21 protein-coding genes and 1 pseudogene are annotated in these 22,990 nt (G+C 40.6%); 9 read left to right on the forward strand and 13 right to left on the reverse strand.

The features are described from left to right. The first annotated feature begins 152 nt into the window (after positions 1-152). Positions 153-605 (forward strand): hypothetical protein, encoded by a 453-nt coding sequence (locus I8751_RS05390; RefSeq protein WP_214438139.1) that lies wholly within the window; start codon positions 153-155, stop codon positions 603-605. 97 nt (positions 606-702) lie between these two features. Here the strand turns inward: I8751_RS05390 and acsF are convergent, their stop codons facing one another. Next, a complete protein-coding gene (gene acsF / locus I8751_RS05395) occupies positions 703-1,779 on the reverse strand; it encodes a magnesium-protoporphyrin IX monomethyl ester (oxidative) cyclase (RefSeq protein WP_214438140.1) in 1,077 nt (358 codons plus the stop codon). Between the two features lie 370 nt (positions 1,780-2,149). Between acsF and I8751_RS05400 the strand changes: the two are divergent. The 4 genes and pseudogenes from I8751_RS05400 to I8751_RS05415 all read left to right on the forward strand — a co-directional run. After that, positions 2,150-2,287 (forward strand): annotated as a pseudogene (locus I8751_RS05400) (biliverdin-producing heme oxygenase); the annotation flags it as partial. A 214-nt stretch (positions 2,288-2,501) separates the two neighbouring features. Beyond that, positions 2,502-3,884, forward strand: coding sequence for an oxygen-independent coproporphyrinogen III oxidase (gene hemN, locus I8751_RS05405; RefSeq protein ID WP_214438141.1), 1,383 nt, complete (start codon positions 2,502-2,504; stop codon positions 3,882-3,884). Positions 3,885-4,344: 460 nt separating this feature from the next. After that, entirely contained in the window at positions 4,345-4,617 is a 273-nt protein-coding gene (locus tag I8751_RS05410) for a GlsB/YeaQ/YmgE family stress response membrane protein (RefSeq protein WP_214438142.1), read from the forward strand. Between the two features lie 277 nt (positions 4,618-4,894). Beyond that, entirely contained in the window at positions 4,895-5,587 is a 693-nt protein-coding gene (locus I8751_RS05415) for a manganese catalase family protein (protein WP_214438143.1), read from the forward strand. A 317-nt stretch (positions 5,588-5,904) separates the two neighbouring features. Here the strand turns inward: I8751_RS05415 and I8751_RS05420 are convergent, their stop codons facing one another. Next, entirely contained in the window at positions 5,905-6,210 is a 306-nt protein-coding gene (locus tag I8751_RS05420) for a hypothetical protein (RefSeq protein ID WP_214438144.1), read from the reverse strand. Between the two features lie 281 nt (positions 6,211-6,491). Here I8751_RS05420 and I8751_RS05425 point away from each other — a divergent pair, with 281 nt between their 5' ends. Next, positions 6,492-7,286 carry an LmeA family phospholipid-binding protein gene (locus I8751_RS05425; protein WP_214438145.1) on the forward strand — a complete coding sequence of 265 codons (795 nt, stop codon included), beginning with the start codon at positions 6,492-6,494 and terminating at the stop codon, positions 7,284-7,286. Positions 7,287-7,659: 373 nt separating this feature from the next. On the opposite strand, the gene I8751_RS05430 is transcribed toward I8751_RS05425, so the two are convergent. From I8751_RS05430 to I8751_RS05475, 10 genes are all read right to left on the reverse strand, one after another. Further along, positions 7,660-9,051: a UDP-glucose dehydrogenase family protein gene (locus I8751_RS05430; protein WP_214438146.1), complete on the reverse strand. Its 1,392-nt coding sequence runs from the start codon at positions 9,049-9,051 to the stop codon at positions 7,660-7,662. A 151-nt stretch (positions 9,052-9,202) separates the two neighbouring features. Further along, positions 9,203-10,153 (reverse strand): UDP-glucuronic acid decarboxylase family protein, encoded by a 951-nt coding sequence (locus I8751_RS05435; RefSeq protein WP_214438147.1) that lies wholly within the window; start codon positions 10,151-10,153, stop codon positions 9,203-9,205. 385 nt (positions 10,154-10,538) lie between these two features. Next, positions 10,539-12,674 carry a cation:proton antiporter domain-containing protein gene (locus I8751_RS05440; protein WP_214438148.1) on the reverse strand — a complete coding sequence of 712 codons (2,136 nt, stop codon included), beginning with the start codon at positions 12,672-12,674 and terminating at the stop codon, positions 10,539-10,541. A 147-nt stretch (positions 12,675-12,821) separates the two neighbouring features. Continuing rightward, positions 12,822-13,478, reverse strand: coding sequence for an HAS-barrel domain-containing protein (locus I8751_RS05445; RefSeq protein WP_214438149.1), 657 nt, complete (start codon positions 13,476-13,478; stop codon positions 12,822-12,824). Positions 13,479-13,558: 80 nt separating this feature from the next. Further along, positions 13,559-13,756, reverse strand: coding sequence for an NAD(P)H dehydrogenase subunit NdhS (locus I8751_RS05450; RefSeq protein ID WP_214438150.1), 198 nt, complete (start codon positions 13,754-13,756; stop codon positions 13,559-13,561). 71 nt (positions 13,757-13,827) lie between these two features. After that, on the reverse strand, positions 13,828-15,186 hold the full coding sequence (rodA, locus tag I8751_RS05455; protein ID WP_214438151.1) for a rod shape-determining protein RodA: 1,359 nt from the start codon (positions 15,184-15,186) through the stop codon (positions 13,828-13,830). Between the two features lie 252 nt (positions 15,187-15,438). Next, positions 15,439-16,122 (reverse strand): calcium-binding protein, encoded by a 684-nt coding sequence (locus I8751_RS05460; RefSeq protein ID WP_214438152.1) that lies wholly within the window; start codon positions 16,120-16,122, stop codon positions 15,439-15,441. A gap of 252 nt (positions 16,123-16,374) precedes the next feature. After that, positions 16,375-17,182, reverse strand: a protein-coding gene (locus I8751_RS05465; RefSeq protein ID WP_214438153.1) for an IS5 family transposase whose coding sequence is annotated in 2 segments (ribosomal slippage) — positions 16,375-16,792 and positions 16,791-17,182 — 810 coding nt in all. Because the reading frame shifts where the segments join, the coding sequence is not laid out codon by codon here. Positions 17,183-17,336: 154 nt separating this feature from the next. Continuing rightward, a complete protein-coding gene (locus I8751_RS05470) occupies positions 17,337-18,407 on the reverse strand; it encodes an Mrp/NBP35 family ATP-binding protein (RefSeq protein WP_214438154.1) in 1,071 nt (356 codons plus the stop codon). 143 nt (positions 18,408-18,550) lie between these two features. Beyond that, positions 18,551-19,075, reverse strand: coding sequence for an SRPBCC family protein (locus I8751_RS05475; protein ID WP_214438155.1), 525 nt, complete (start codon positions 19,073-19,075; stop codon positions 18,551-18,553). A gap of 460 nt (positions 19,076-19,535) precedes the next feature. Here I8751_RS05475 and hemF point away from each other — a divergent pair, with 460 nt between their 5' ends. Together hemF and I8751_RS05485 are read left to right on the forward strand one after the other, a co-directional pair. Then, positions 19,536-20,579, forward strand: coding sequence for an oxygen-dependent coproporphyrinogen oxidase (gene hemF, locus I8751_RS05480; protein WP_214438156.1), 1,044 nt, complete (start codon positions 19,536-19,538; stop codon positions 20,577-20,579). A 311-nt stretch (positions 20,580-20,890) separates the two neighbouring features. Continuing rightward, positions 20,891-21,259 (forward strand): STAS domain-containing protein, encoded by a 369-nt coding sequence (locus I8751_RS05485; protein ID WP_214438202.1) that lies wholly within the window; start codon positions 20,891-20,893, stop codon positions 21,257-21,259. Positions 21,260-21,511: 252 nt separating this feature from the next. Here the strand turns inward: I8751_RS05485 and I8751_RS05490 are convergent, their stop codons facing one another. After that, on the reverse strand, positions 21,512-22,108 hold the full coding sequence (locus I8751_RS05490; protein ID WP_214438157.1) for a chromophore lyase CpcT/CpeT: 597 nt from the start codon (positions 22,106-22,108) through the stop codon (positions 21,512-21,514). A gap of 172 nt (positions 22,109-22,280) precedes the next feature. Between I8751_RS05490 and psb29 the strand changes: the two genes are divergently transcribed. After that, positions 22,281-22,988, forward strand: a complete 708-nt coding sequence (gene psb29 / locus I8751_RS05495) for a photosystem II biogenesis protein Psp29 (RefSeq protein ID WP_214438158.1) — start codon at positions 22,281-22,283, stop codon at positions 22,986-22,988. Positions 22,989-22,990: the final 2 nt, after the last annotated feature.

Raw genomic sequence — 22,990 nt, forward strand, 5'->3', positions numbered from 1 at the left:
GAATTACAAAATCTAGACAATAAGAGACTTTAGAGCTTGTTCTCTACTATATTAAACTCATTCTTACCTTCCACGACTTGCCAAAGTTGCACTCTCTTGATGGGTAAATCGCTAAAATATAACTTGAAAGAATTAGTCTAGGATTCTAACAAGTGAGAAAACAACTATTTTACATCTTATTTGTACTGAGCTTAGTTGGCATTCTGGGCTTTTCTTATATCTCAGAACAAGCGCCAGTTACTCGTTGCCGTTCATGGGGCTTTATTTCCTCTACCAGTGGAAAATACTACTCTACTCCTGAAAAAGTAGTGATTCAGCCTTGGTTTGGTCGACATCGCGTCTACGGTATATTTATGATTCCCGATGGGTATCGTAGCGATCATTTTGTCACCTTAACAATACCTGGGGAAAAAACTTACTGCGGACAACTGATGAATGATGGTGATAACTTTATTGAGGGAATTTATGCTCAACCAGGTTATCACCTAATTAAGGGACAATTTAATACACGAATTGCTGTTTGGTTAATTGCCCAAGGCAAAAAAGAACAGTTACAACAACCTAGTAATTGGAGATTAGGTTATGCCCTCAAAAAGCAAAAATAATCCTGCAAGCTTAGTCAGTGTAGCTTACCGTAATACATGTTTAATTGTGTTAATTGTCAACAATTAATACAATTAAATATGTAAATAAACTGAACAATTAACGAACTGTCTCTCGTATAGATTCAGTATCAATGGGTTTGATCAGGTACAGCCTTAACATGTGCCAAACGATTGCCAAAGACGGAGGAATTTTTTGGAGGAATTTTGTGATCTTTGAGCGTTTGCTATTACTAATTGCTGCTAGTTTCAGATTATTTTCGGAACACTGCTCTAACCGCCAGAAAAATTCCGGGTGATTTGTGTTTAAGATCAAGGGAAACGCTCGTGCGGAAGTGTTATTGGTCTCCTGAATTACCTTATTATTGTATTTACGTGGATGTATACCAATGGATTCATAGAATGTTACTCGTTCAAATACCGTGATTGTATGTGTAGCAAATACAGCCAATAGAAAGAAACGTATCCACAAACGCGCTGTCCAATTGTTCCATAATTGGGGTTGCGATCGCAGCAGCGCTTTGAAAAAATCTCCGTGTCGATTCTCATCCTGACACCAACTCTCAAATTTGCGAAATAGTGGGTAAAATTGGTATTCCGGATTTGCCTGTATATGACGATGCACTAATATATAACGCCAATAACCAATTTTCTCCGATAAGTAGACTGTGTAAATAATCCACTCTGGGGGGAAAAATGTATATGTGCGATGTTTCGTTAAATAACTTAAGTCTAGGGAGAGATTCAAATCTGCCATTGATTTATTCAAAAATCCCGCATGGCGTGCTTCATCCCGTGCCATGAAATTGAAGGCATCTGCTAAGAGAGGATTTTTATCTTTTAGTCGGCGAGATAATTCTTTAAACAAAAGAAACCCAGAAAATTCCGAGGTACAAGAACGTTCTAAAAAGTCAATAAAAGCACGCCGCTTTTCACCAGTAATGTGATCCCAAGATTGCTTAAACTCTTCATCGCGCACGAAATGATGCCGATTATAATCGGCACGTAGTTCTTCAACAATTGCCCGCAACTCAGTCTCATTTGCAGAAATATCTAAATTCGCCACTGCTTCAAAATCAGTGGTATAAAACCGTGGTGTTAACAGGGTTTCCTGAACAGGTGCTTTAATACCTGGCTTTAGCAATTGCGGCTCTGGGGTTTCGAGAGACTTAATCATGAACTCAATTACATCGCTTTATGTCTATAAAAGCATGAATTGCTTACTAAATACATCAGTTAAATTATCGAAAAGGAAATAAGAATAAATAACCTAATAATCTAGGTTTGCAGCCTTTAATCCCTACCTAAACAATATAAAGAAATATTAATAGCTTTATAGTGATGCAGATATTGGTAGTTAAATAATTTTGTGAGAGAAAAACAAAAATGATTGGGATCTGTATAGGCAGTGTTACTTGCTGGATAGAATGATGCAGATCCTTTCTAAACCTAGAATAACAATCCTTTAACTCTGGACTGTGGATTATCAGCCATATTGAGTCGGTGGCTGCCTTGAAACCTTGCGCTTGAACATGAAGGAAGCAAAAATGAGTAGCGATTTAGCTGTCAAACTGCGCTCTGGCACACAACAAGCTCACACAGCGGCAGAAAATGTGGGATTCATGAAATGTTTTCTTAAAGGAGTTGTGGATAGGGACTGTTTCGCCAAGTTTTTAGGCAATTTATCGAAATCGCTACAGCAAATTAATTTTCTACAAATTAGCCTGTTTGGTTGAAATCAACACATCATGGATTGCTGCTGATCTTTAAAATAAACAGCAGTAACCCTATTTTTGTTAATGCCTTAGTGGTTCAAAAATGATTTTTTAATCACAAAAGCACAAAGATGAAAGTATTTTTCTTGCTATTACCTATACAACTAACTACTAAGAGGTTTTGATGGTTTTTCTACTACCTAGTGTCAAATTTGATCTAAATATGATCAAAAAATATGATACTCCTGCACCCAGATACACCAGTTACCCACCGGCTACAGAGTTAAAAGAAGGGTTTAGCGTCACTGATTTTCAAGCCGCGATCGCCGCCTCGAATCAAAGAAAATCTCCTCTATCTTTATATTTCCATATCCCCTTTTGTCAGAGTGCCTGCTACTTCTGTGGCTGTAATACAGTAATTTCTAACAACAAGAGTATTGCTCAACCTTATGTAGAGTTCTTGGTTCAAGAAATCAAGAACATGGCAGCCTTGATTGATTCAGATAGAAAAGTACTGCAAATCCATTGGGGTGGTGGTACACCTAATTACTTGGATCATGACCAAGTAGAATTTTTATGGAAGAACATTAATCGATACTTCAGTATTGATCCACAAGCAGAAATTTCAATTGAGATTAATCCTCGTTATGTCGATAAAAACTATATTTTCTTTCTGAGAGAAATTGGGTTTAACCGTATTAGTTTTGGTATCCAGGATTTTAACCGCGAAGTACAAGTAGCTGTGAATCGCGTACAACCAGAAGAAATGCTGTTTGATGTCATGGATTGGATCAAAGCAGCTAAGTTTGAAAGTGTAAATGTAGATTTAATTTATGGTTTACCATATCAAAATTTCCAGACATTTCAGGAGACAGTGAAAAAGACAATTCAATTAGATCCTGACCGCATAGTTGTTTTTAACTTTGCTTATGTACCGTGGTTGAAGCCAGCACAAAAAAATATTCCTCAAGAAGCATTGCCGCAACCACAAGAAAAGTTAGAAATTCTCAAAATGACTATTGAGGAATTGACAAATAGTCAGTACGTATTCATTGGTATGGATCATTTTGCCAAACCTAACGATGAACTAGCGATCGCCCAACGTGATCGCACCCTCCAGCGCAACTTTCAGGGCTACACCACCCACGCAGGTACAGAACTTTTGGGGTTTGGTGTTTCATCCATTAGTATGTTAAATGAAGCTTATTTCCAAAATCACAAGCAGTTAAAAGATTATTACCAAGCGATCGCAGGATCTACTTTACCTATTAGTAAAGGCATTAACTTGACACAAGATGACATGATCCGACGTGATGTTATCTTATGTATCATGTCTCACTTTCATCTGCGTAAGCAAGATATAGAAGAGAAATATCATATTAATTTTGATGATTACTTCGCTCAGGAGATAGAAGTACTGAAGCCATTAGCAGCCGATGGACTCGTCAGTGTCTCAAGTAACCATATCCAGATTACAGATATCGGTAGGCTACTAGTAAGAAATATTGCTGTCGTATTTGACACACATAATCAAGTCCGAGATAAACAATTTTCCCGTGCAATTTAAGCAAAGGTTGGCAACTATAACAGGGAAAAGACCAATACTTTTCGGTTAAGGGAGAAAGGGGAAATAAAAACCTTTAACCCTTATCCTTTAACTTTTTCTCGTAACCTGACTTCAAGTTAAAAATACTTAATAGAATAATATTGATAGTGGCACAGCCATTATGCATGACTAATTACCGCTGCTCACAATTAGGATTTATTTTGCTAGATATATAAAACCAAATAAAATCAAGATTAATCTCTTAACAGAGACAAAATACAAAGACATTAAATACAGATTTTGTATTCCAAAAATATTAATTTTTAGATTAAAAATACGCCTAATTTTGAATTTAGATTAACTTGCATAATTTCTCTGCCTTTTGGTTTTAATATCTCTCTCATCTGGTAGAAAGAATTGCAAAGTAGGATTGGTAATCTATATACAGATGAAAGCAAAATAAATTTTTGAGGAATTTGTTATGAATATTATTGCTTGGATAATTTTGGGACTTTTGGCTGGTGCGATCGGTAAAGCTATCTATCCAGGTAGACAAGGCGGTGGCATTCTATCCACAATGATCTTGGGTATTATCGGTGCTTTCCTTGGTGGTAGCTTATTTACGCTACTGCAAACGGGCACGCTGCAACTAACAGCTGCAAGTTTAAGCATTGGCGGTCTAGTTGTGGCAGTTATTGGTGCAATGGTTGCCATCTTTCTTTGGGGCTTATTGTCTAGAAGCAGTAACGCCTAGTTTAAAGTAATATCTAGTAGTTATCTTGTAGGGAACGCATCTACTAGGTATTGTCTTGCACTTATTTTGTAGGTCTTAAGCAAGGTTTATAGATAAGGTAAGCTGCAAAGGCTTTCATTCATTTCATTGAAAGCCAAATTTATAAAATAGGCCACTAATACTATCAAAAGTATCTTAGTAGTGCTGCATATAAATTGGGTTAATTAGATGGGAAATTGCAAAGTTGAGTTCATCCCATAACCCGTTATTGTGTTGAAAATAATTGAAGTGAGATTGTATGTTTTTCCATAAAAAAGAGCCAATTCATGTTGTAAATGTGGGTGATGCCGATCCTCGTTTTGCTCAATTGTTACTTGAGCAATTTGGGGGAGCAACCGGAGAACTATCAGCAGCTCTCCAATATTGGGTACAATCTTTTCATGTCGAAAATCCTGGCATTAAAGACATGCTCCAAGATATCGCCATTGAGGAGTTTGGCCACTTAGAGATGGTTGGTAAGCTCATTGAAGGTCATACTAAGAATGTAGATCAAACAGAGGCTTATAAAAGCACTCTATTTGCTGTACGAGGTATGGGCCCTCATTTTTTAGACAGTCAAGGTAGTGCTTGGACGGCAACTTACCTAAATGAAGGCGGGGATGTAGTGCGTGATTTGAGAGCTAACATTGCAGCTGAAGCTGGCGCTCGTCAGACTTACGAATCACTAATTAAGCTAGCAACCGACCAAAAAACTAAAGAGACTTTAGTGCATTTGTTAACCAGAGAAATTTCTCATACCCAGATGTTTATGAAGGCTCTCGACTCACTGGATAAATTGACTGATCCTTTGTTTGGCAATATTCAGCCTGATGAAACTGTAGATCTTTACTACAACCTATCTACAAACGGTAATGGTAAAGATGAGCGTGGCCCTTGGAACTCTGAGCCAACATTCAAATATATTGCCAACCCACTTGAAAGTCACTCCTAATTATCTGTCAAAGTGGAAGTCACTTTACAACATCAGTGCTTGTTAAATAAGCAATGGCTTACTTCTAATTTCCTCGAATAACTCTTAATCACGAGGAAAGTAAATGAGTCGGTTTTAATTACCCGACTCACTTTATTTTTATGCATTTTGCAGTTATTTTTACTTGACTTATATGAATTTACAATGAAGCTGCATAAAAAAGAACTTCGAGAATTAAATCGTAAGAAGTCAAAGATATAACTCGCCCGGATGTAATTTTGCTGAGAGCATCTTGAAGGCGATCGCATCCGGTAAAAATATTAACACCAATATTTAGGTTATTTAATTACAGCTAAATCATAACTTAACTTTTTGTTAATAAAATCTATAACCTTAGCTTCTGCGGGTGTAATTATCCCGTCTAGATGAGCCATTTTTTGATACTGAGCCACTAAGGGTACGGCAAAGTCACTATTAATTTGCTCAAGTAAGCTTTCTAAAGATGGTAACGATTTTATATTAGCTGCGATCGCATCGATTGAAGCAGGACTGACGTTCGCAGCTTGTAATTCTGACAAAATATCTTTCCCTGATTTATTTGGATTACCCGCTAAGACAATGTAAACCAAAATTTGATTAACCACTGACTTACCAGAATGTTAATCGCGTTTGCATCACCCTGCTTGGCAAGTTCTAAAATGTTTAGTTGTGTCATACTTAGTACTGGTAAGAATTTTACTCATAAAACTAGTTCAATTATTCCCATCCACAATTTCAAAAGTAACATGAGTAATATTTGATACTTAAAATCATAACCATCAGCCATCCTACGTTTACCTATCAGCACAATTAATCACGGGATCGCTTGCTGTATTCTTCACAGTTTGTTACAAAAGTACAAAGAACTTCTAGAGACTAAAACCAAATGTTCGGCGGACTTACTGGTTTAACAGATCCAAAAGGCACAGACTGGGGAGAGAGGATGCTCAACACAGTCGCGAGCCAAACGATTCGCCACCTGTTTACCCAAAGCGAGTCAGTAGAAGTCTTTGTGCGCTGCTATCCCTCCAGCAAGCTCTTGCAAGGCAGCATTGATAGCTTCAAAATGAGTGGTCGTGGCTTGGTCATCCGTAGAGAGTTCGCGGTAGAGGAGATGTCGTTTGAAACTGATGCGGTTGCCATTGACTTTGGAGCAGTCCTGGGTGGTAAATTGAATCTCAAGCAACCTACTCAGGCGATCGCTCAAGTAATTTTGTCAGAAGCAGGCATTAACCAAGCCTTCAATGCGGAATTGGTGAAAAAGCGTTTGGTCAATCTCTCAGTACCTGCTTTGACAGCATTATCTGGCGGTCAACCAGTTTCATTTACAGATGTCCAGGTACAATTGTTGCCCGGAAATCGCTTGCAGATGGCGGCAAAGGCAGATTTAAACAATGGCGAACTCGTACCATTGAGTATGACCTTAACCATAGCCGTTGAACGGCGGCGACGCATTTCCTTTAAAGATCCTCAAATCGAACTTGACTCTGTGCCAGAAGCACAACGAGAAATATCTCAAACTTTGAGCATGGCATTGGCAGAAATTCTAGATAATATGGTTGATTTGGATCGCTTTGACCTAGATGGGGTGAAAATGCGGCTCAATCGTTTAGAAACTGAAGGTAAAAAGCTAATTTTCAGTGGATATGCTGAGATTGAACGTATTCCAAGTACCTCTTGATATACTTATTTTGCACCAAGCGGCACAAGGATTAAGAACAACTTTCCCTCTGTGCTTGCTTAAGATTTAAAATACATCAACTCCCTTCTCTACGAGAGGCTGCGCCAACGGGAGAGGGAACTCTTAACAGGCAACAGTTTGTCCGTTCGTTCCCTCTCACCACCAATGGGTCTGAGTCCCCCACCTATAGGTGGCAAGTCTTGACGGGGGATTTAATCCCCCGTCACAGACAGTCCCTGTTCCCTGTTGCCCGTTAATAAAATGCCGCCTAGAGTTATCTGGACGGCATTTTGATTTTTTAGGTTTAAGTCAGTGGTTGCTGTGTCCCTCTTAATTACAAATTACGAATTACGAATTACGAATTAGTAATTATCTATCTTCCTACACCTACATACTGGAACCCAGCCCTTACCATAGTTTCAGGGTCTAGGAAGTTACGACCATCGATCAGCACGGGGTGAAGCATCAATTTTGCCATTTTTGCATAGTCTAAACTGCTGAATTGCTCCCATTCAGTCACAAGTACTAAAGCATCACAGCCATCAGCTAAACGTTCGGCATCAGTTTCCACTAATACACCAGAGAGACCATGACGCATACCTGTTTGAGAAACAATTGGGTCATAGGCTTTGACTTTGGCTCCTAGTCGGTTTAGCTGCTCAATCAGATTGAGTGCTGGAGCATCCCGCATATCATCAGTATCTGGCTTGAATGTCAGTCCTAGAAGTCCGACAGTTTTACCTTTAAGGATTTTTAAAACTTGCTGAAGTTTTTCGAGAGCAATTAAGCGCTGGCGCTCGTTGACACTGACGGCGGCTTTCATTAACTGGGCTTCATAGCCATAATCATCAGCAGTATGAATTAGTGCAGCAACATCTTTAGGGAAGCAGGAACCACCCCAACCAATACCTGCTTGTAAAAACTTTTTACCAATACGGGAATCCAGTCCAATACCTTTTGCTACTTGGGTGACATCAGCACCGACGCGATCACAAATGTTAGCAACTTCGTTAATAAAACTAATCTTGGTTGCCAAAAAGGCATTAGCGGCGTACTTGATCATTTCTGCCGAACTCAGGTCTGTGGCTAATACTGGTACTGGAGGTAAGGATTGGTCAGCAGCATACTTACGTTCTACAATAGGAGTATACAGTTCTTGCATTAAGGTGATCGCTTTTTGACTATTGCCACCTAGCACAATCCGATCTGGGTTAAAGGTATCGTAGACAGCCGAACCTTCACGCAAAAACTCTGGATTGCTGACTACATCAAACTGAGCCACGGACTCCGGTAATACTTCATCACTTGGTATCCCACCCGCTGGTACAAGTGTTTTCTGACGTTCAGCAATACCATCTAGAACAATCATCCGCACCCAGTCACCTGAACCAATGGGTACTGTAGATTTATTCACAATCACTTTATAACCACCATTGAGATTAGCTCCGATACCACGAGCAACAGCTTCGACATAACGGGTATCACTTTCACCGGTAGGCAATGGTGGTGTTCCTACAGCAATAAATAAAATTTCCCCGTGAGCGACTCCTGCGGCAAGATCGCTGCTGAACTGGATTTTTCCGGTTTGAATAGCAGACTGCATAATTTCTGACAGTCCCGGCTCGAAAATAGGCGACTGCCCAGACTTCATTAACTTGACTTTTTCTTCGTTATTGTCTATGCAAATTACGTCATGACCAATATGAGCCAAGCAAGCGCCTGTAACCAAACCAACGTAACCAGTTCCAATTACGCAAACACGCATCTAGTTTAACTCCTCGCTTTTTTGGGGTTAGTCTTCAAAAATAAGTTGTCAATATGACACTTATACACTGCCGGTAAACCCAGCTACTGAAAGTACAGGCGACGAATAAAGTAAGCCTGCACAAAACTTTAGAGCCACCCGTCGGTACTGCTCAGGAGGCTAAATCTTTGACATCGCTTTTGACGCGATCGCGGAAATCTTCTACTGTTAGTTTTAACCCCTCTTGGAGAGAAACGGTAGGTTCCCAATTTAACAAGGTTTTAGCTTTAGTAATATCAGGCTGACGACGACGGGGATCATCAGAAGGTAGTGGCTCAAATTTAATCTCTGCATCCGGGTTTACCATGTTTTGCACAGCTTGTGCCAATTCTAAGATTGTGTATTCACCTGGATTTCCCAGATTTACTGGGCCAATGTAGTCGCTATTCATTAAACGGATAAATCCTTCTACCAAATCAGAAACATAGCAGAAACTACGAGTTTGCGAACCATCACCGTACACAGTTAAAGGAATACCCCGCAAAGCTTGCACTATAAAGTTACTTACTACTCGACCATCGTTTTCTAACATCCTTGGGCCGTAGGTGTTGAAGATGCGAGCAACTCGAATATCGACTTTATTTTGCCTATAATAGTCAAATGCCAGGGTTTCAGCGATTCTTTTGCCTTCGTCATAGCATGAACGTATACCAATGGGATTGACGCTACCTCTATACTCTTCAACTTGGGGATGCACTTCAGGATCACCATACACTTCACTGGTTGAAGCTAAAAAGAACCGAGCTTTGACACGCTTAGCCAACCCCAACATGTTAAGCGTTCCCATCACGTTAGTTTTAACGGTTTTCACTGGGTTGTACTGGTAATGTACTGGGGAAGCTGGGCAAGCTAGATGATAAATTTGATCTACTTCTAATCTAATTGGCTCAGTAATGTCGTGGCGGATAAGCTCAAAATAGGGATGATTCATCCATTTTAGGATGTTATCTTTATTACCTGTATAAAAATTATCTAAGCAAATAACTTCATGGCCTGCGGGTATTAATCGGTCAATAAGATGCGAACCAATAAACCCAGCACCGCCCGTCACCAAAATTCTCATAGTTTCCCAGTTACTTACAAATATTACTAATTGGCTATTTAACTTGTTTTTAGAGTACCCAGCCTAGGTATAAAAATACAGTATGAACAAAGTTAATTAACAAGATCTTGTTGATTTAGTAGTTTTTTTACGTATTTAATTTTGTTACATTTAACTAAATTACTTCACAATTCATCTAGCAAAATAGCAAACATACTCTTAGTATTGTGGTTTTTCGGTATAGACTTCATCAAATCTTCAATAAAATAAAGTTTTTCAAAGTAAAATTCCTAAATGTGAAGTTGATGCATATCTAAAATCACAAAAGACATGGCACCAATGGTTTTACCACAGTACTGGCTACCCTACGCCCTAAACGATGGCGCGGCTTTGAGATAGTCTTCGATTACACAACAGTTGTGGTGTTGGAAATACCTGTTAATAAAGTTCCATTTTGAGTACGTTGTGGCTCTCCAAGCATAACGATAGAGCAGGTAAGTTGCCTAGCTAATTGACTTGTGACATCGCTAATAGCTAAACCACCAGCAATTGTCCTATTTCGTGTAAAAGGTAACACTACTAAATCGTATAATCGTGCTGCTTGCAAAATTGCTTGCACAACATTTTCATGAGCGATGATTTGAATTTCTGGGGGATTTGGCAAAGCTATTTTAGATACAAGCAATGAGAGATGCGATCGCCTAGCAGCGATTTTACTAGAACTAGTGCGGCGATCGCATACATTTAGCACAGTAACTTGGCTTTGATTTGCCTCTGCCAGCATCTGGGCAAGTTGCACGGGTTGCAATGCTGGTGCTGTTAAGTTTTCCAAAGGTACTAAGATACGCTGAATTTTTCTTGGTGAATCTACTAAACGTGTCACCGCCACAGGGCAATGGGATGCCCAAAGTACACTATCAATCACATTGCCAAATAAACGCGCTCTCAATCCAGTACGTTTACCCCAACCCATAACAATTAAACTCGCATTTTGTTCACGGGCTGCTCTGCTAATTCCTGGGGCAAAGGCATCATCAATGCGGAGTAATGGTTCTGCTTCTAATCCGAATACTCGACTCTGTACCGTAGCTTTTGCGAGTAAACGCTCACTGCGTTGCAAAGATAGTTCTAACTGTGGCGCATCCATATTAGCAGTAGATGTGGCGATCGCTAGCGATACAATTCTGCCACTCGATTGACGTGCTAATAAAACCGACATTTCAATCAAATACTGCTGAGTTTGAGGATTGTGAACAGGTACAACTATAGTAAAAGTACTGCGTGTTTCCTCTTTTTTTGGGTCAGTTAGGGTTGGGGATGCGGGTTCTGGGACTGGAGAAGCTGTTAAAGCAACAGCTATCCTACTAGTAATTAAAGGCCCTAATATTGCCGTAACTAACATTAAAACAATGAAGCTATTTAAAACTACACGTGGTAGTAATCCAGCTTGATATCCTACTACAGCTGCTGCTAAAGTTGTACCCACCTGGGGCATTGATAAAGCCCATATTGTTAGCGTTTCTAGCCAGTTATAACGGTAAACTAATTTTGCTAACCAAGCTGCTATAAACTTGCTAACAATTAAACCGATTATAATCAATAGCGTTAACTGAAAACTTTCAAGGCTTGTGGCAAAAGTAGGTAATTCAAACAGCAAGCCAAGATGAACAAAGAAAATGGGAATAAATAAGACGCTGCCAACAAACACTACTTTTTCTTTGACTGGGCCTTCACCCACCGCTTCATTAACTGCCAAACCTACTAAAAAAGCTCCAAAAATTTTTTCTATGCCAATTAATTGAGTACCCAAAGCTGCAATAAATACGGACAGTAAGATAAATAAAAACTTGTTTCCTTCGTCGTCTCCTGAACGTCTAAAAAATTCTTTTCCTAACCAATTTAAACCAACTAAAAGAATGATAGAGTAAATTGTTAACCAACCCAACGAAGTGATTAATTTGACGAAACTAAATTCCCCAATCTGAATGGTGGCTATACAAACGGCTAATATTAAGAGTGCGCCAATATCAGTAAAAATTGTGGCTCCAATTGTGACGGTGACAGCTTCATTATTTACAATTCCTAGACGATTAATAATGGGATATGCCAAAAGGGTATAGGAAGCAAACAAAGAGCCAATCAATATTGAAGTATTCCAATCAAAATCAAAAAATCGTCCTATTAAGGTTCCTATTGCTAAAGAGACGCTGGAGGTAAAACTGCCAAACCCCATGGAGCGTTTTTTTCTCTGGCGGAATCGGTCTATATTAACTTCTAAACCTGCGACAAACATCAAGTAAACTAAGCCGATGTCTGATAGCAGATTAATTATCGGCGATTGTGGATGAAATAGATTCCAGCCTGATGAACCAAGTACTACCCCAGAGAACACCAAACCTACTATTCCTGGTAATCTGAGTCGCTCAAACAGAATAGGTACAACTAAGATGACCACCAGTAAAATAGCAAAGGGAATAATTGGCTCCTTGCCAAGAACTTGGGCCGTTGGTTCCATAGCAAGAACTTGTGATATGCGTTCCATAAGTAGGACTTAAAGGGGCGACGGTGAAGCTGTGATTACCCTTAAAGCAATCGTCCGATCAATATAAATAATTGTAAAAGTCACCCTGACGAAAAATCAGAAAATCCTAACTTACACTACCTAGGCAATTATCTAGAAACTAACTACCTATGGGTGTATTTGACTCAATATAAACCGTAAGCGATCGTAGTCATCTTTCAACAGCACGCTCAGACTACGACCGGCTTTGATTAACCATTGTCGGTCAGCTTTACGTAACTGATAAACTTCACGAATAGCTGCTGCGATTAAAGATTCTACTGGCGCACCATTTATAGACAGCAATGTCCGCAAAAAATCTAGTTCTTCGGTAAATTGAATTATTGCTTCTGGTTCACACCGATAAACAGCTTGATGAATTTGTGGAGGACGAGGAGGTAGATACTGATATACCGTTTGGTTGTAACCTAAAGTCCGCGACGGTTGCTCAAATCCTACGATCGCAGCCCTAAATTCAGTTTTGAGCATAGCAAATATCTGGGGTTGTTCTTCACGTAAATCCTGCAATGATAACCCTAGAGCTACAGCCCGATGTACAGAATCTACAGGCATAGTCGTAGCATAATACACCACAGCATAAACTTGATTGCCAGACTCTTCATCCACAGAACAAACCCAACTGCCAAAAGGTGGCATGGGCGGAAAACTTAAGTCTTCCGGCTCCAAACATTGTGCCAGAAATTCTGTAGTTGTAGTTTCAATCACCTCCGCAATGTGATTGGGGTGGCGATCGCCTGTGGCAAACTGTGGTAAAGGTAAGCGCATCTTAGTTTTTTGTCAGTGGTCAGTGGTCAGTTGTCAGTTGTCAGCTACTAACAACTAACAACTGACTACTAACTCTTGTTCTATTTCGCTTTTTTACGTCCTGCTGTGATTTCTACGGCTTCCAATTCCGATAAGCGAAAGGTAACTAATTTATCCCAGTTGCCACCTTCAAATAGTACAGCTACCTTACCATCGCTGACTCGTTGCACAAGTCCTTCAGAACGATAATAAGTATCTGCGGGATTTTTAACGCGAACTGTTGCTCCAGGCAGAATCATGATGTTTACCTTCGCTGGTTTACTGTTTATAGCTTAATACTTGTTAGTTGTTGGTTGTCAGTTGTCAGTTGTCAGTTGTCGGTTATGTTTCTACTAACCACTGACTCTTGACTTGAATAATACTTCTGTCGTTGGCGAAAATTTGCTACCGATTCTACTATTCCCAAACCAATGAAGTTGGTCAGCATGGCAGAACGTCCGTAACTCATCCAAGGTAAAGGAATTCCCGCTACTGGTGCTAAACCGACAGTCATACCTACATTTACAATCAACTGAAACACAATCATCGATAAAACACCAATAGCTAATAACGAACCAAAGTTGTCTTTGGCGGTTTGAGCTACATGCAACAAACGAAAGCAAATCAAGCAGAAGACAAACAAAACGACCAAACAACCCACAAAACCGAATTCTTCACCCACTGCGGAGAAAATGAAATCTGTATGTTGTTCGGGTACAAAATTTAGTTGAGTCATAGGGCCTTTGAACAAACCCCATCCCCAAACCTCACCAGCTCCAATAGCAATTCGAGATTGGTGTTGGTGATATCCAGCGCCTAAAAGGTCGTATCCAGGGCGCAGGAATACTGTTAATCGAGCTTTTTGATAATCTTTTAAAATATGGTTCCAGGCAAATACACCTAATTCTCCACCTAGCAGGTTTAGAGTTGATACACTAATGCCATTGAGGCCAAATCTACGCCAAGGAAGAGTCCACCAAGCAAGAATCCCCATAGCGACTACCCAAATTAACCCTAAAATCCCAAAAGATACTTCTTGATTCAATGAAATTATTGGTGCAGACAAGGGCCAATTTGTACTAAATAGAATAGCTGAAACTACAGGCGATATCATCAGAATCAACCAGCCTGGGTTAGCATTTGCCCAGTAAAGCATTCCTAAAACGATCGCAGCGAATACCAGTGATGTCGCTAAATCTGGCTGTAGAAATACCAATGCCCAAGGAACAGCAGTAATTGCCAACGCCCGAAAAACACTTTCTAGAGTGGAAGCTGTGCGCTTGTGTAACAGAGCTGCTAGGGTGATGATTATACCTATTTTGGCAAATTCCGAGGGTTGGACGTTGAAACCAGCAATACTGATCCAGCGTTGTGCCCCTTTGGCACTAGTACCAGCAATCATCACCGTAATCAGACTGAGATTAGTCAGTGCGTATGTTACCCAATGCCACTGAAGCAGGTTTTCGTAACGACAGCGAGCTAAAAACAACGCTATCAAAGTGCCAATACCAGCTACCAACCAGTGCCACCACCAGTCAGTCACTGGCTGTTTGAGTTCTGTACTCAAAATCATGATGCCGCCAAATACGCTGACACCTATAGGTAAACAAAATAATAACCAATCTACCTGCTGCCAGGGCTTAACCCAATACTTCCAGCGAATTTTGGGGAGCGATCGTTTTAATAACATTGTGTGATTTTAGACTTTAGATTTGAGAATTTAAATTATCGACTATTAATATAGCGATTCTCAGATAAAAAACCACAGGCTATTTGCGGGTATTGGGCATAGGGATTGTCTTGGGGTGATACATCTGTCAAAAATTATAAATATCTTGCAAAAGTTACTTTTGCAAGATATCAGGGAAAAGTTAAAGGGTAAAGAAAAATTCCATTTTTAACCCTTTACCCCACCTCTGCAAAAAGTCTGTACATGGGGAGATTAAATGATAGTAAAACTGCCTGCGTCCAAATTGGGCTTGGTGGTCAAAGTCGCCAGCAGTTGCTGACCAGCGCTGCCGCTACCATCTCTATCAAAGAAAAGCTCACCAGTATGAGCATTGTAGACAAAACGATCACTGGAATCTTTTGCCCCAGATCCAAGAACAAAACTACTACTAGGTAAATTTCCCGCACTCAGCCCTGAACCAAAACCACTAGCTAAAATGGTAATGCCGTCTTGACCAAAGGTGAAATCAAATATCTGATCGCTTCCTTCAGATGGCAAATCATATCGAAATCGATCAAAACCTGCCCCGCCATATAACCTATCAAAACCACTTCCAGCAATTAGGACATCATCTCCATTTCCACCATAGAGAGCATCATTCCCGTCTCCGCCGTTGAGGCGGTCACTTCCGTCTCCACCATAAAGAATATCATTTCCTTGTACGCCGACTAATCGGTCATTTCCGGCTTCACCATACAGGATATCGTTGCCTTGTTCACCATCTAAAGTGTCATTTCCAGCTTCGCCATACAATTGATCATTTCCTAGACCCCCAATCAAAAGGTCTTGTCCTGAACCACCAGATAGCTCATCATTTCCTTCATATCCAATTAAAGTATCATCCGTAACTCCTCCCTTAAGAACGTCATTTCCAGGAGTACCTGTAATTCTTGCCATGATATTGTCCTGAATTAAATAAGTGGTAGATTGCTGCTTACTAAGCACTTATTAATCATATAATTAGATTTTTAAGATTTTGTTAAGGTTACACCCCTCGAACCTCTATCCTCTCTGGTACTGGCTTTGTTAATTTTCAGGTCACGTCCCCTATCTATCTAATTGATATTTAAGAGGTTGAAAATCAAGCACAGAGAGAAGGTCGGTATGTTGATTAGACCTCTTGCATGAATCAAGAAAATAGAGCAAGCCCTAATTGATAAGTCCAGCAATCAAATTGCATTGCAAGCCAAAACGTTTTCTACGGTTACGATATTGTTCTTTGAGGATGCGAAAAATCTTCAATCGACGGTTGAGATGTTCGCCAACAACACGTAGACTAGCTAAGTGACGATTATGCTGGCGTTCTGAAGTAGATAAATTAGCACCACGAGGTTTTTTAGTGGGTATGCAGCTGTAGGGATGGATTTTAGCAATCCCCTGATAACCTTTATCAGCTAAACACAACTGTGTTTCATGAAATCTTACCTTAGTATTTTTGAGTAGCCGAAAGTCATGAATGCGACCAATTCCATAAGCAGTACAGATAATTTTGCCACTGGCTTGATCAACTACCAATTGCGCTTTTAAGGTGTGACGTTTTTTCTTGCCGCTATAGTAGCGACGCTGTTTTTTTTGGACGCTCTACAGGTGTTTCAGTCACATCTACTACTAAGACTTTCCAATCGTACGCTCCTTGATTCAACTCCCGTTTTCCCGGTAATCTAAACGCTCTTGACTTAATCAAAATGTTTTCCACCTTCCGTACTATCCGGCATACTGTCGATTCATGTATACCCCAACTTTTAGATATATGGAAGTAAGTCCGGTATTCTCGCCAATATTCCAATGCTATTAATAAATGGTCTTCCACACTTAACTTTGGCTGACCACCTTTTTTCCCGATTCTCACTAGTTCTGGTTTCAAGGCTTCTACCATCCTCCCAAAAGTAGCAATATGCACTCCACATAACCGTTTAAGCTCTGCTGGTGGCAGGTCTTTTATCTGTTCGTAACTCATTGCTCTTTCTTTTTTGACCTTTCTTTTTTCATGCTTACACTATTCGTGCAAGAGGTCTATTGGAAAGAAGGGGTAAGGGGGGGAAGGGTTAAAGGTTTTTTTCATCCTTTACCCTTTACCCTTTTCCTCTCTTAATTGCTCCCCTGCTTTTTGATTATGTCAGCGCAGCAACAGATACTTTACCAGCAATAGCCAGAGCGATCGCTTTTAATGCTTTAGCAGAGGCTGAATCTGGATCAGCAACGACTATTGGCACACCATTATCACCGCCAACTCTCGTAGAAATTTCTAATGGTATGCACCCTAATAAGGGAACTCCCAACTCTGCCGCTGTTTTGGAGCCACCACCGGAACCAAAGATGTCATATTGCTTATCAGGCATATCTGGGGGGATAAAATAGCTCATATTTTCTACAATCCCCAGTACTTCTATGTTCAATTGCTGGAACATTTTTAACCCCTTCCGGGAATCTAACAGTGCTACAGTTTGCGGTGTAGTAACAATTACTGCTCCCGACATTGGCACCGCCTGCGTTAAAGTTAACTGAGCATCACCGGTTCCTGGTGGCATATCTACAATTAAGTAATCCAGTTCTCCCCATTCCACTTGATAGAGAAATTGGCGAATTACTCCGTTGAGCATTGGGCCACGCCAAATCACTGGCTGATCTCGATCAATCAAAAAGCCCATTGAAACCAATTTGACACCATGATTAAAAGCAGGTTCCAGCACTTCACCTTTGTCTGTGGAGCGCACGACTATTTGGGCATCAGCCAGCCCTAACATGGTGGGATCATTCGGCCCATAAATATCGGCATCTAATAGGCCGACTTTAGCTCCGGTTTGTGCTAAAGCTACTGCTATGTTTACCGCTACTGTACTTTTGCCAACACCGCCTTTGCCACTAGAGACAGCCAGAATATTTTTTACGCCAGGAACACCAGTGCGATCTGGGAGGCTTTTTTGCTGGGGTGTTTCCGCAGTTACTTCTACATTTACCTCTGTAACACCAGGTAGCTTTTTAACCGCTTTTTCACAATCTTCGACAATAAATTCACGTAATGGACAAGCAGGTGTGGTCAACACCAAAGTGAAGCTAACCTTGCCACCGTCAATTTTGACGTTACGAATCATATTCAGATCTACCAGACTCTTACGGAGTTCTGGGTCTTGCACTGGTTGCAACACTTCTAAGACAGAGCGTGAATCGAGGACATCATACATAGTGTTTTAACCGTTACCGCCGTAACCCAATTTAAGAAAATTTCATTATCACCTAATAGAATCTTAACTTTCTTAGGGATTAGGGATTAGGTTAATTATTTTTCAGATCTAGCCTCTAGCCTCCAGTCTTCAACCTTTAGCCCCTAAACATCAAAACAACTATCATTAAGAGATTTTTTCTTTCCTGACACCGCTTGCAATGCGGCCTTTTCCACTGCTTCGACTAAAGAGCGTGCTACACGGTCTGCATAAGGACGGGATAATGACCAAATTAAAGGCGACAGCCAACCCCGTAGAGTTACAGAATAAGATAAACAAGTGCCACAAACTGTGGACTCTACCCGATAAATAACCCGTTCTTCGATGCCAGGAATCGCCAATACTCGAATACTCAGCATTTCTCTGGGATTAACGCGCTCTACAAAAATCCGGATAGGAATAGGTGAAAAGCGTGTCATAGCCTGATAAATCAATCCAGGTTTGGGTACTAATCCGTAGGGAACGTTGGTACTTTTAAGTAGTGGATGCCAGGAAACATCCGTTAAGTCAACCACCTTTAGCCATAGTTCATCTACAGAAGCTGAACTAATTTCTCGATACGTCCGTACCAGAGAAGCGCAAAACCGACGGCGCTTGCGGTGGAAGAATTGGGATAACCAACTTTGCATTTGCCTAATCCTCCTCGCTACAGACTTGCTGGTAACTCTGGTATCTTTGGGATTACACCTTTTCAAAATTGCCCTCAGCATAGCGAGCCTCGGTTAGGCGCTGAGGACAGCACGATCGCTCTTGAGTTTAAACCTCAACTCGTAAAACATTATTGAACAGTTCAGTCTGTACCTTGATGTTTTAAAGTAGAGAGTGCTTGTAGGTTAATTCGCCAGAGTCTGACGTTGACACCAGAATTTTCCCATCAAGAAGTCCAAAAAAAACTCAGTCAATATACAAGCCTATACGCATTTGAGGGAAAATAACTCTAGTCATGTCCATCAATCGTGTAAATGTTTGACAAGTAAGAAAAAAGCAGGTTGGGCGAATGGAGCTAGATTTCTAGCTGATTTTGCCCACAAATTTTTAAACTGAAAATTTGTGGATTTTAGAAAATTGTAATTTAGGTTCGGGAATCTTATGTTGACCAACTCGCAAACCCCAACTGTAGAAACAGTACCATCCAAGTCTCTACCCGCAACTGACGCGCAGACTAGAATCAGTCAGTTTATGAAACAGCTACAAGATGAAATTACCCAAGGGTTAGCAGAATTGGATGGTGTGGGTAAGTTTCATGAAGATAGTTGGGAACGCCCAGAAGGTGGTGGCGGGCGATCGCGGGTACTACGCGATGGTGCAATATTTGAACAAGCAGGTGTAAATTTTTCTGAAGTTTGGGGTTCTCATCTGCCCCCTTCAATTTTAGCCCAGCGCCCAGAAGCAGCAGGACATGGTTTTTATGCTACTGGAACTTCACTGGTGTTACACCCACGTAATCCTTACGTGCCTACAGTCCACCTGAATTACCGTTATTTTGAGGCGGGGCCAGTTTGGTGGTTTGGTGGTGGTGCTGATTTAACGCCTTATTATCCCTTTGCTGAAGATGCAACTCATTTCCATAAAACCCTAAAACAGGCTTGTGACAAACACCACCCAGAGTATTATCCGGTGTTTAAGCGCTGGTGTGATGAATACTTCTATCTCAAACATCGAGATGAGACACGGGGAGTTGGCGGTCTGTTTTTAGATTACCAAGATGGTTATGGTGGTTTATATCGCGGCCCTAACCCTAATGGAGAAGCAGCTACCTATAGTAATCAAGTGGGCGCACCAGAAACCCGGAATTGGGAAGATTTATTTGCCTTTGTCAAAGACTGCGGTGCAGCATTTTTGCCAGCTTACGTGCCAATTGTACAACGACGACATGGGATGGCTTATGGCGATCGCGAACGGAACTTTCAACTCTACCGCCGGGGCAGGTATGTAGAATTTAACTTGGTTTATGACAGAGGTACAATTTTTGGTCTCCAAACCAACGGTCGTACCGAATCTATTTTGATGTCCTTGCCACCCTTGGTACGCTGGGAATATGGGTATCAACCAGAACCCAATTCTCCAGAAGCCCAGTTATATGAAATTTTTCTCAAGCCTCAAGATTGGGTCAACTGGACACCAATACAATAGGTTAGTGCTGAGTAAAATTTCACTTAGCACTCTTCATCTTGGTACTCAGCACTGTTTTGGTGAGTTAAACTACCAAAAGTAAGCACTTAGTAAAAAAAGGTGACAATTTTAGCTTTAACTTGTTAATCTCAAGTGTTAGCACTGGATAGTACTGTGACTGGTGAGTCAACCAAATCAACTACCTTTCTGGAGATCATTACCAGTGAGGTAAAAAACAAAAGACTACTGAAAAAGACAAATCTTATGGCTCACCAATCCTATACTCCGTCCAACCGCAGTCAATTTTGAGACAAATACCACAGGGAGGCTTAGTGATTCAAATAGAACAAACAACCCATACAACTCAAGACGGTAATACCGTCATTGTCTTGACACCCGCAGGTCGCCTAGACATTACCACAGCTTGGCAATTTCGCCTGAAATTACAAGAGTGTATTTCCAAACTTAGCGCTCATGTAGTAGTAAATCTCGGTCAAGTAAATTTTATTGATAGTTCAGGTCTGACATCTTTGGTCGCTGGTATGCGTGATGCTGATAAAGTCAAAGGCAGTTTCCGCATCTGTAACGTACATCCAGAAGCTAAACTCGTGTTTGAAGTGACGATGATGGATACAGTTTTTGAGATCTTTGAAACAGAGGAGGAAGCTTTAGAGGGCGTACCTCGTAGCATCGCTAGCTAGTGATGACTGTAATAATTAAAATGAGGTATTAACCCTCTTTTATCACTTTGGGAGAACCCAATCGCTGAAAGCCTTTCGAGGCTTTAATTTCTAAGTTTTGGCTATAAATTTTAGTTACTGTTAGAAAATAAAGCCTCAAAGCTTGGCTCAATCAAAGTTTCAGAATATTGCTTCGATTATTGTTTTCCGAGAGTGACAGAACAGGGTTAATTATTAAGAGTTTATAACTCATAGTTTATAACTTTTGTTTATTTAGTACTGCTCTCGCTTAGTGTAGCGATAAGGGCCAACAATTGCCCCCCAAGTGGCTTGTTTTGTCTCTGGGTCAATTCCTTTATCGTAACTGTGAAATTCTGCCGCAGTGGCTTCAAAGCCCAGAGAAACTTGTATGCTATTGCCAAGATAAGTGAAACTGCAACAAGTATCTGAGGGTGGAGTAGCAACAAATTTATAGGCGTTGGGAGCTAGTATTTTCGGGGTAACTATGAGGATACAACCCGGTAGTAAATCTAATTGCTCTATTGCCAGTGTCTTGAGTACAGCAGGATTACGACCAGCACCACTCAAGGCACTTGGATTTTTAGGCATATAGTACTGCACTTGTATAGGTAAACCAGAGTCGTGTCCTGGCATCAACCGCATGATTCGTTGGCGATAAGGATTGTCTAAGTTGACAATACTTGCTTGTTCGGCAAACAAGGTAATACTGTCTTCTCGAAATAAATCAATTGGTCTTTGCCACATACGCAAGTGGACATACCATACGGGCTCTGCTAAAGCTTGTTCTCGATTATCAAATTCACCAGCTAAGTACTCACCTAAAGCAATCAAGTGCGGCGAAAAACTCATAAATGCAAAGTATAATCACAAGGTATGATAATTTTTGCCTGGCTTTTAAGGAAAGAGGGTTCATACCCCTCATGCCATTAGTTTAGTTGTAGCTGCTGGTTCGGAAACCTGAACTTGGCAAAGTAGCCTTGAAGCGAGAAAATAAAGTAACGTCGCCCTTAACATCTTCTTTGTGAATAACGTCCGTACTGTCTCTGATACAAAACGAACTTTTTACTCGCTTCACACTCGGCCGATTAATACGATTTATCGTCGAGTTGTAGAAGAATTGATGGTAGAAATGCATCTACTGTCAGTAAATATCGATTTTAGCTACAATCCAATTTATGCCTTGGGTGTCGTCACAACCTTTGACCGCTTTATGCAAGGCTACCTACCAGAACGAGATAAAGAATCAATTTTTAACGCTTTATGTCAGGCTATAGAACAAGAATCGCAACGCTATCGACAGGAAGCTGAACGACTCCAAGCCCTAGCAAAAAGTTTACCAGTTCATGATTTAATTGGGTGGCTTAGTCAAACTACTCACTTAAATCAAGATCCTGGCTTGCAAGCAGAACTACAAGCGATCGCAAATAACCCTAACTTTAAATACAGTCGCTTATTTGCAATCGGTTTATTCTCGCTGTTAGAGTTGTCAGATCCAGAATTAGTTAAAGATGAAAAGCAACGTACAGAGGCACTGAAAACTATTGCTGCTGGCTTACACTTGTCTGAGGAAAAGCTTAATAAAGATTTGGAGTTATATCTCTCTAACCTAGACAAGATGGAACAAGCGCTAATAGTTATGGCAGATATGCTAGAAGCTGATCGCAAAAAACGCGAACAGCGACAACAGCAATCAAGTACCTCAGTTGCGCCTCCGACTGCTAACGAATAGTC

It is taken from the genome of Atlanticothrix silvestris CENA357 (genome assembly GCF_016056295.1).
Classification (GTDB): domain Bacteria; phylum Cyanobacteriota; class Cyanobacteriia; order Cyanobacteriales; family Nostocaceae; genus Atlanticothrix; species Atlanticothrix silvestris.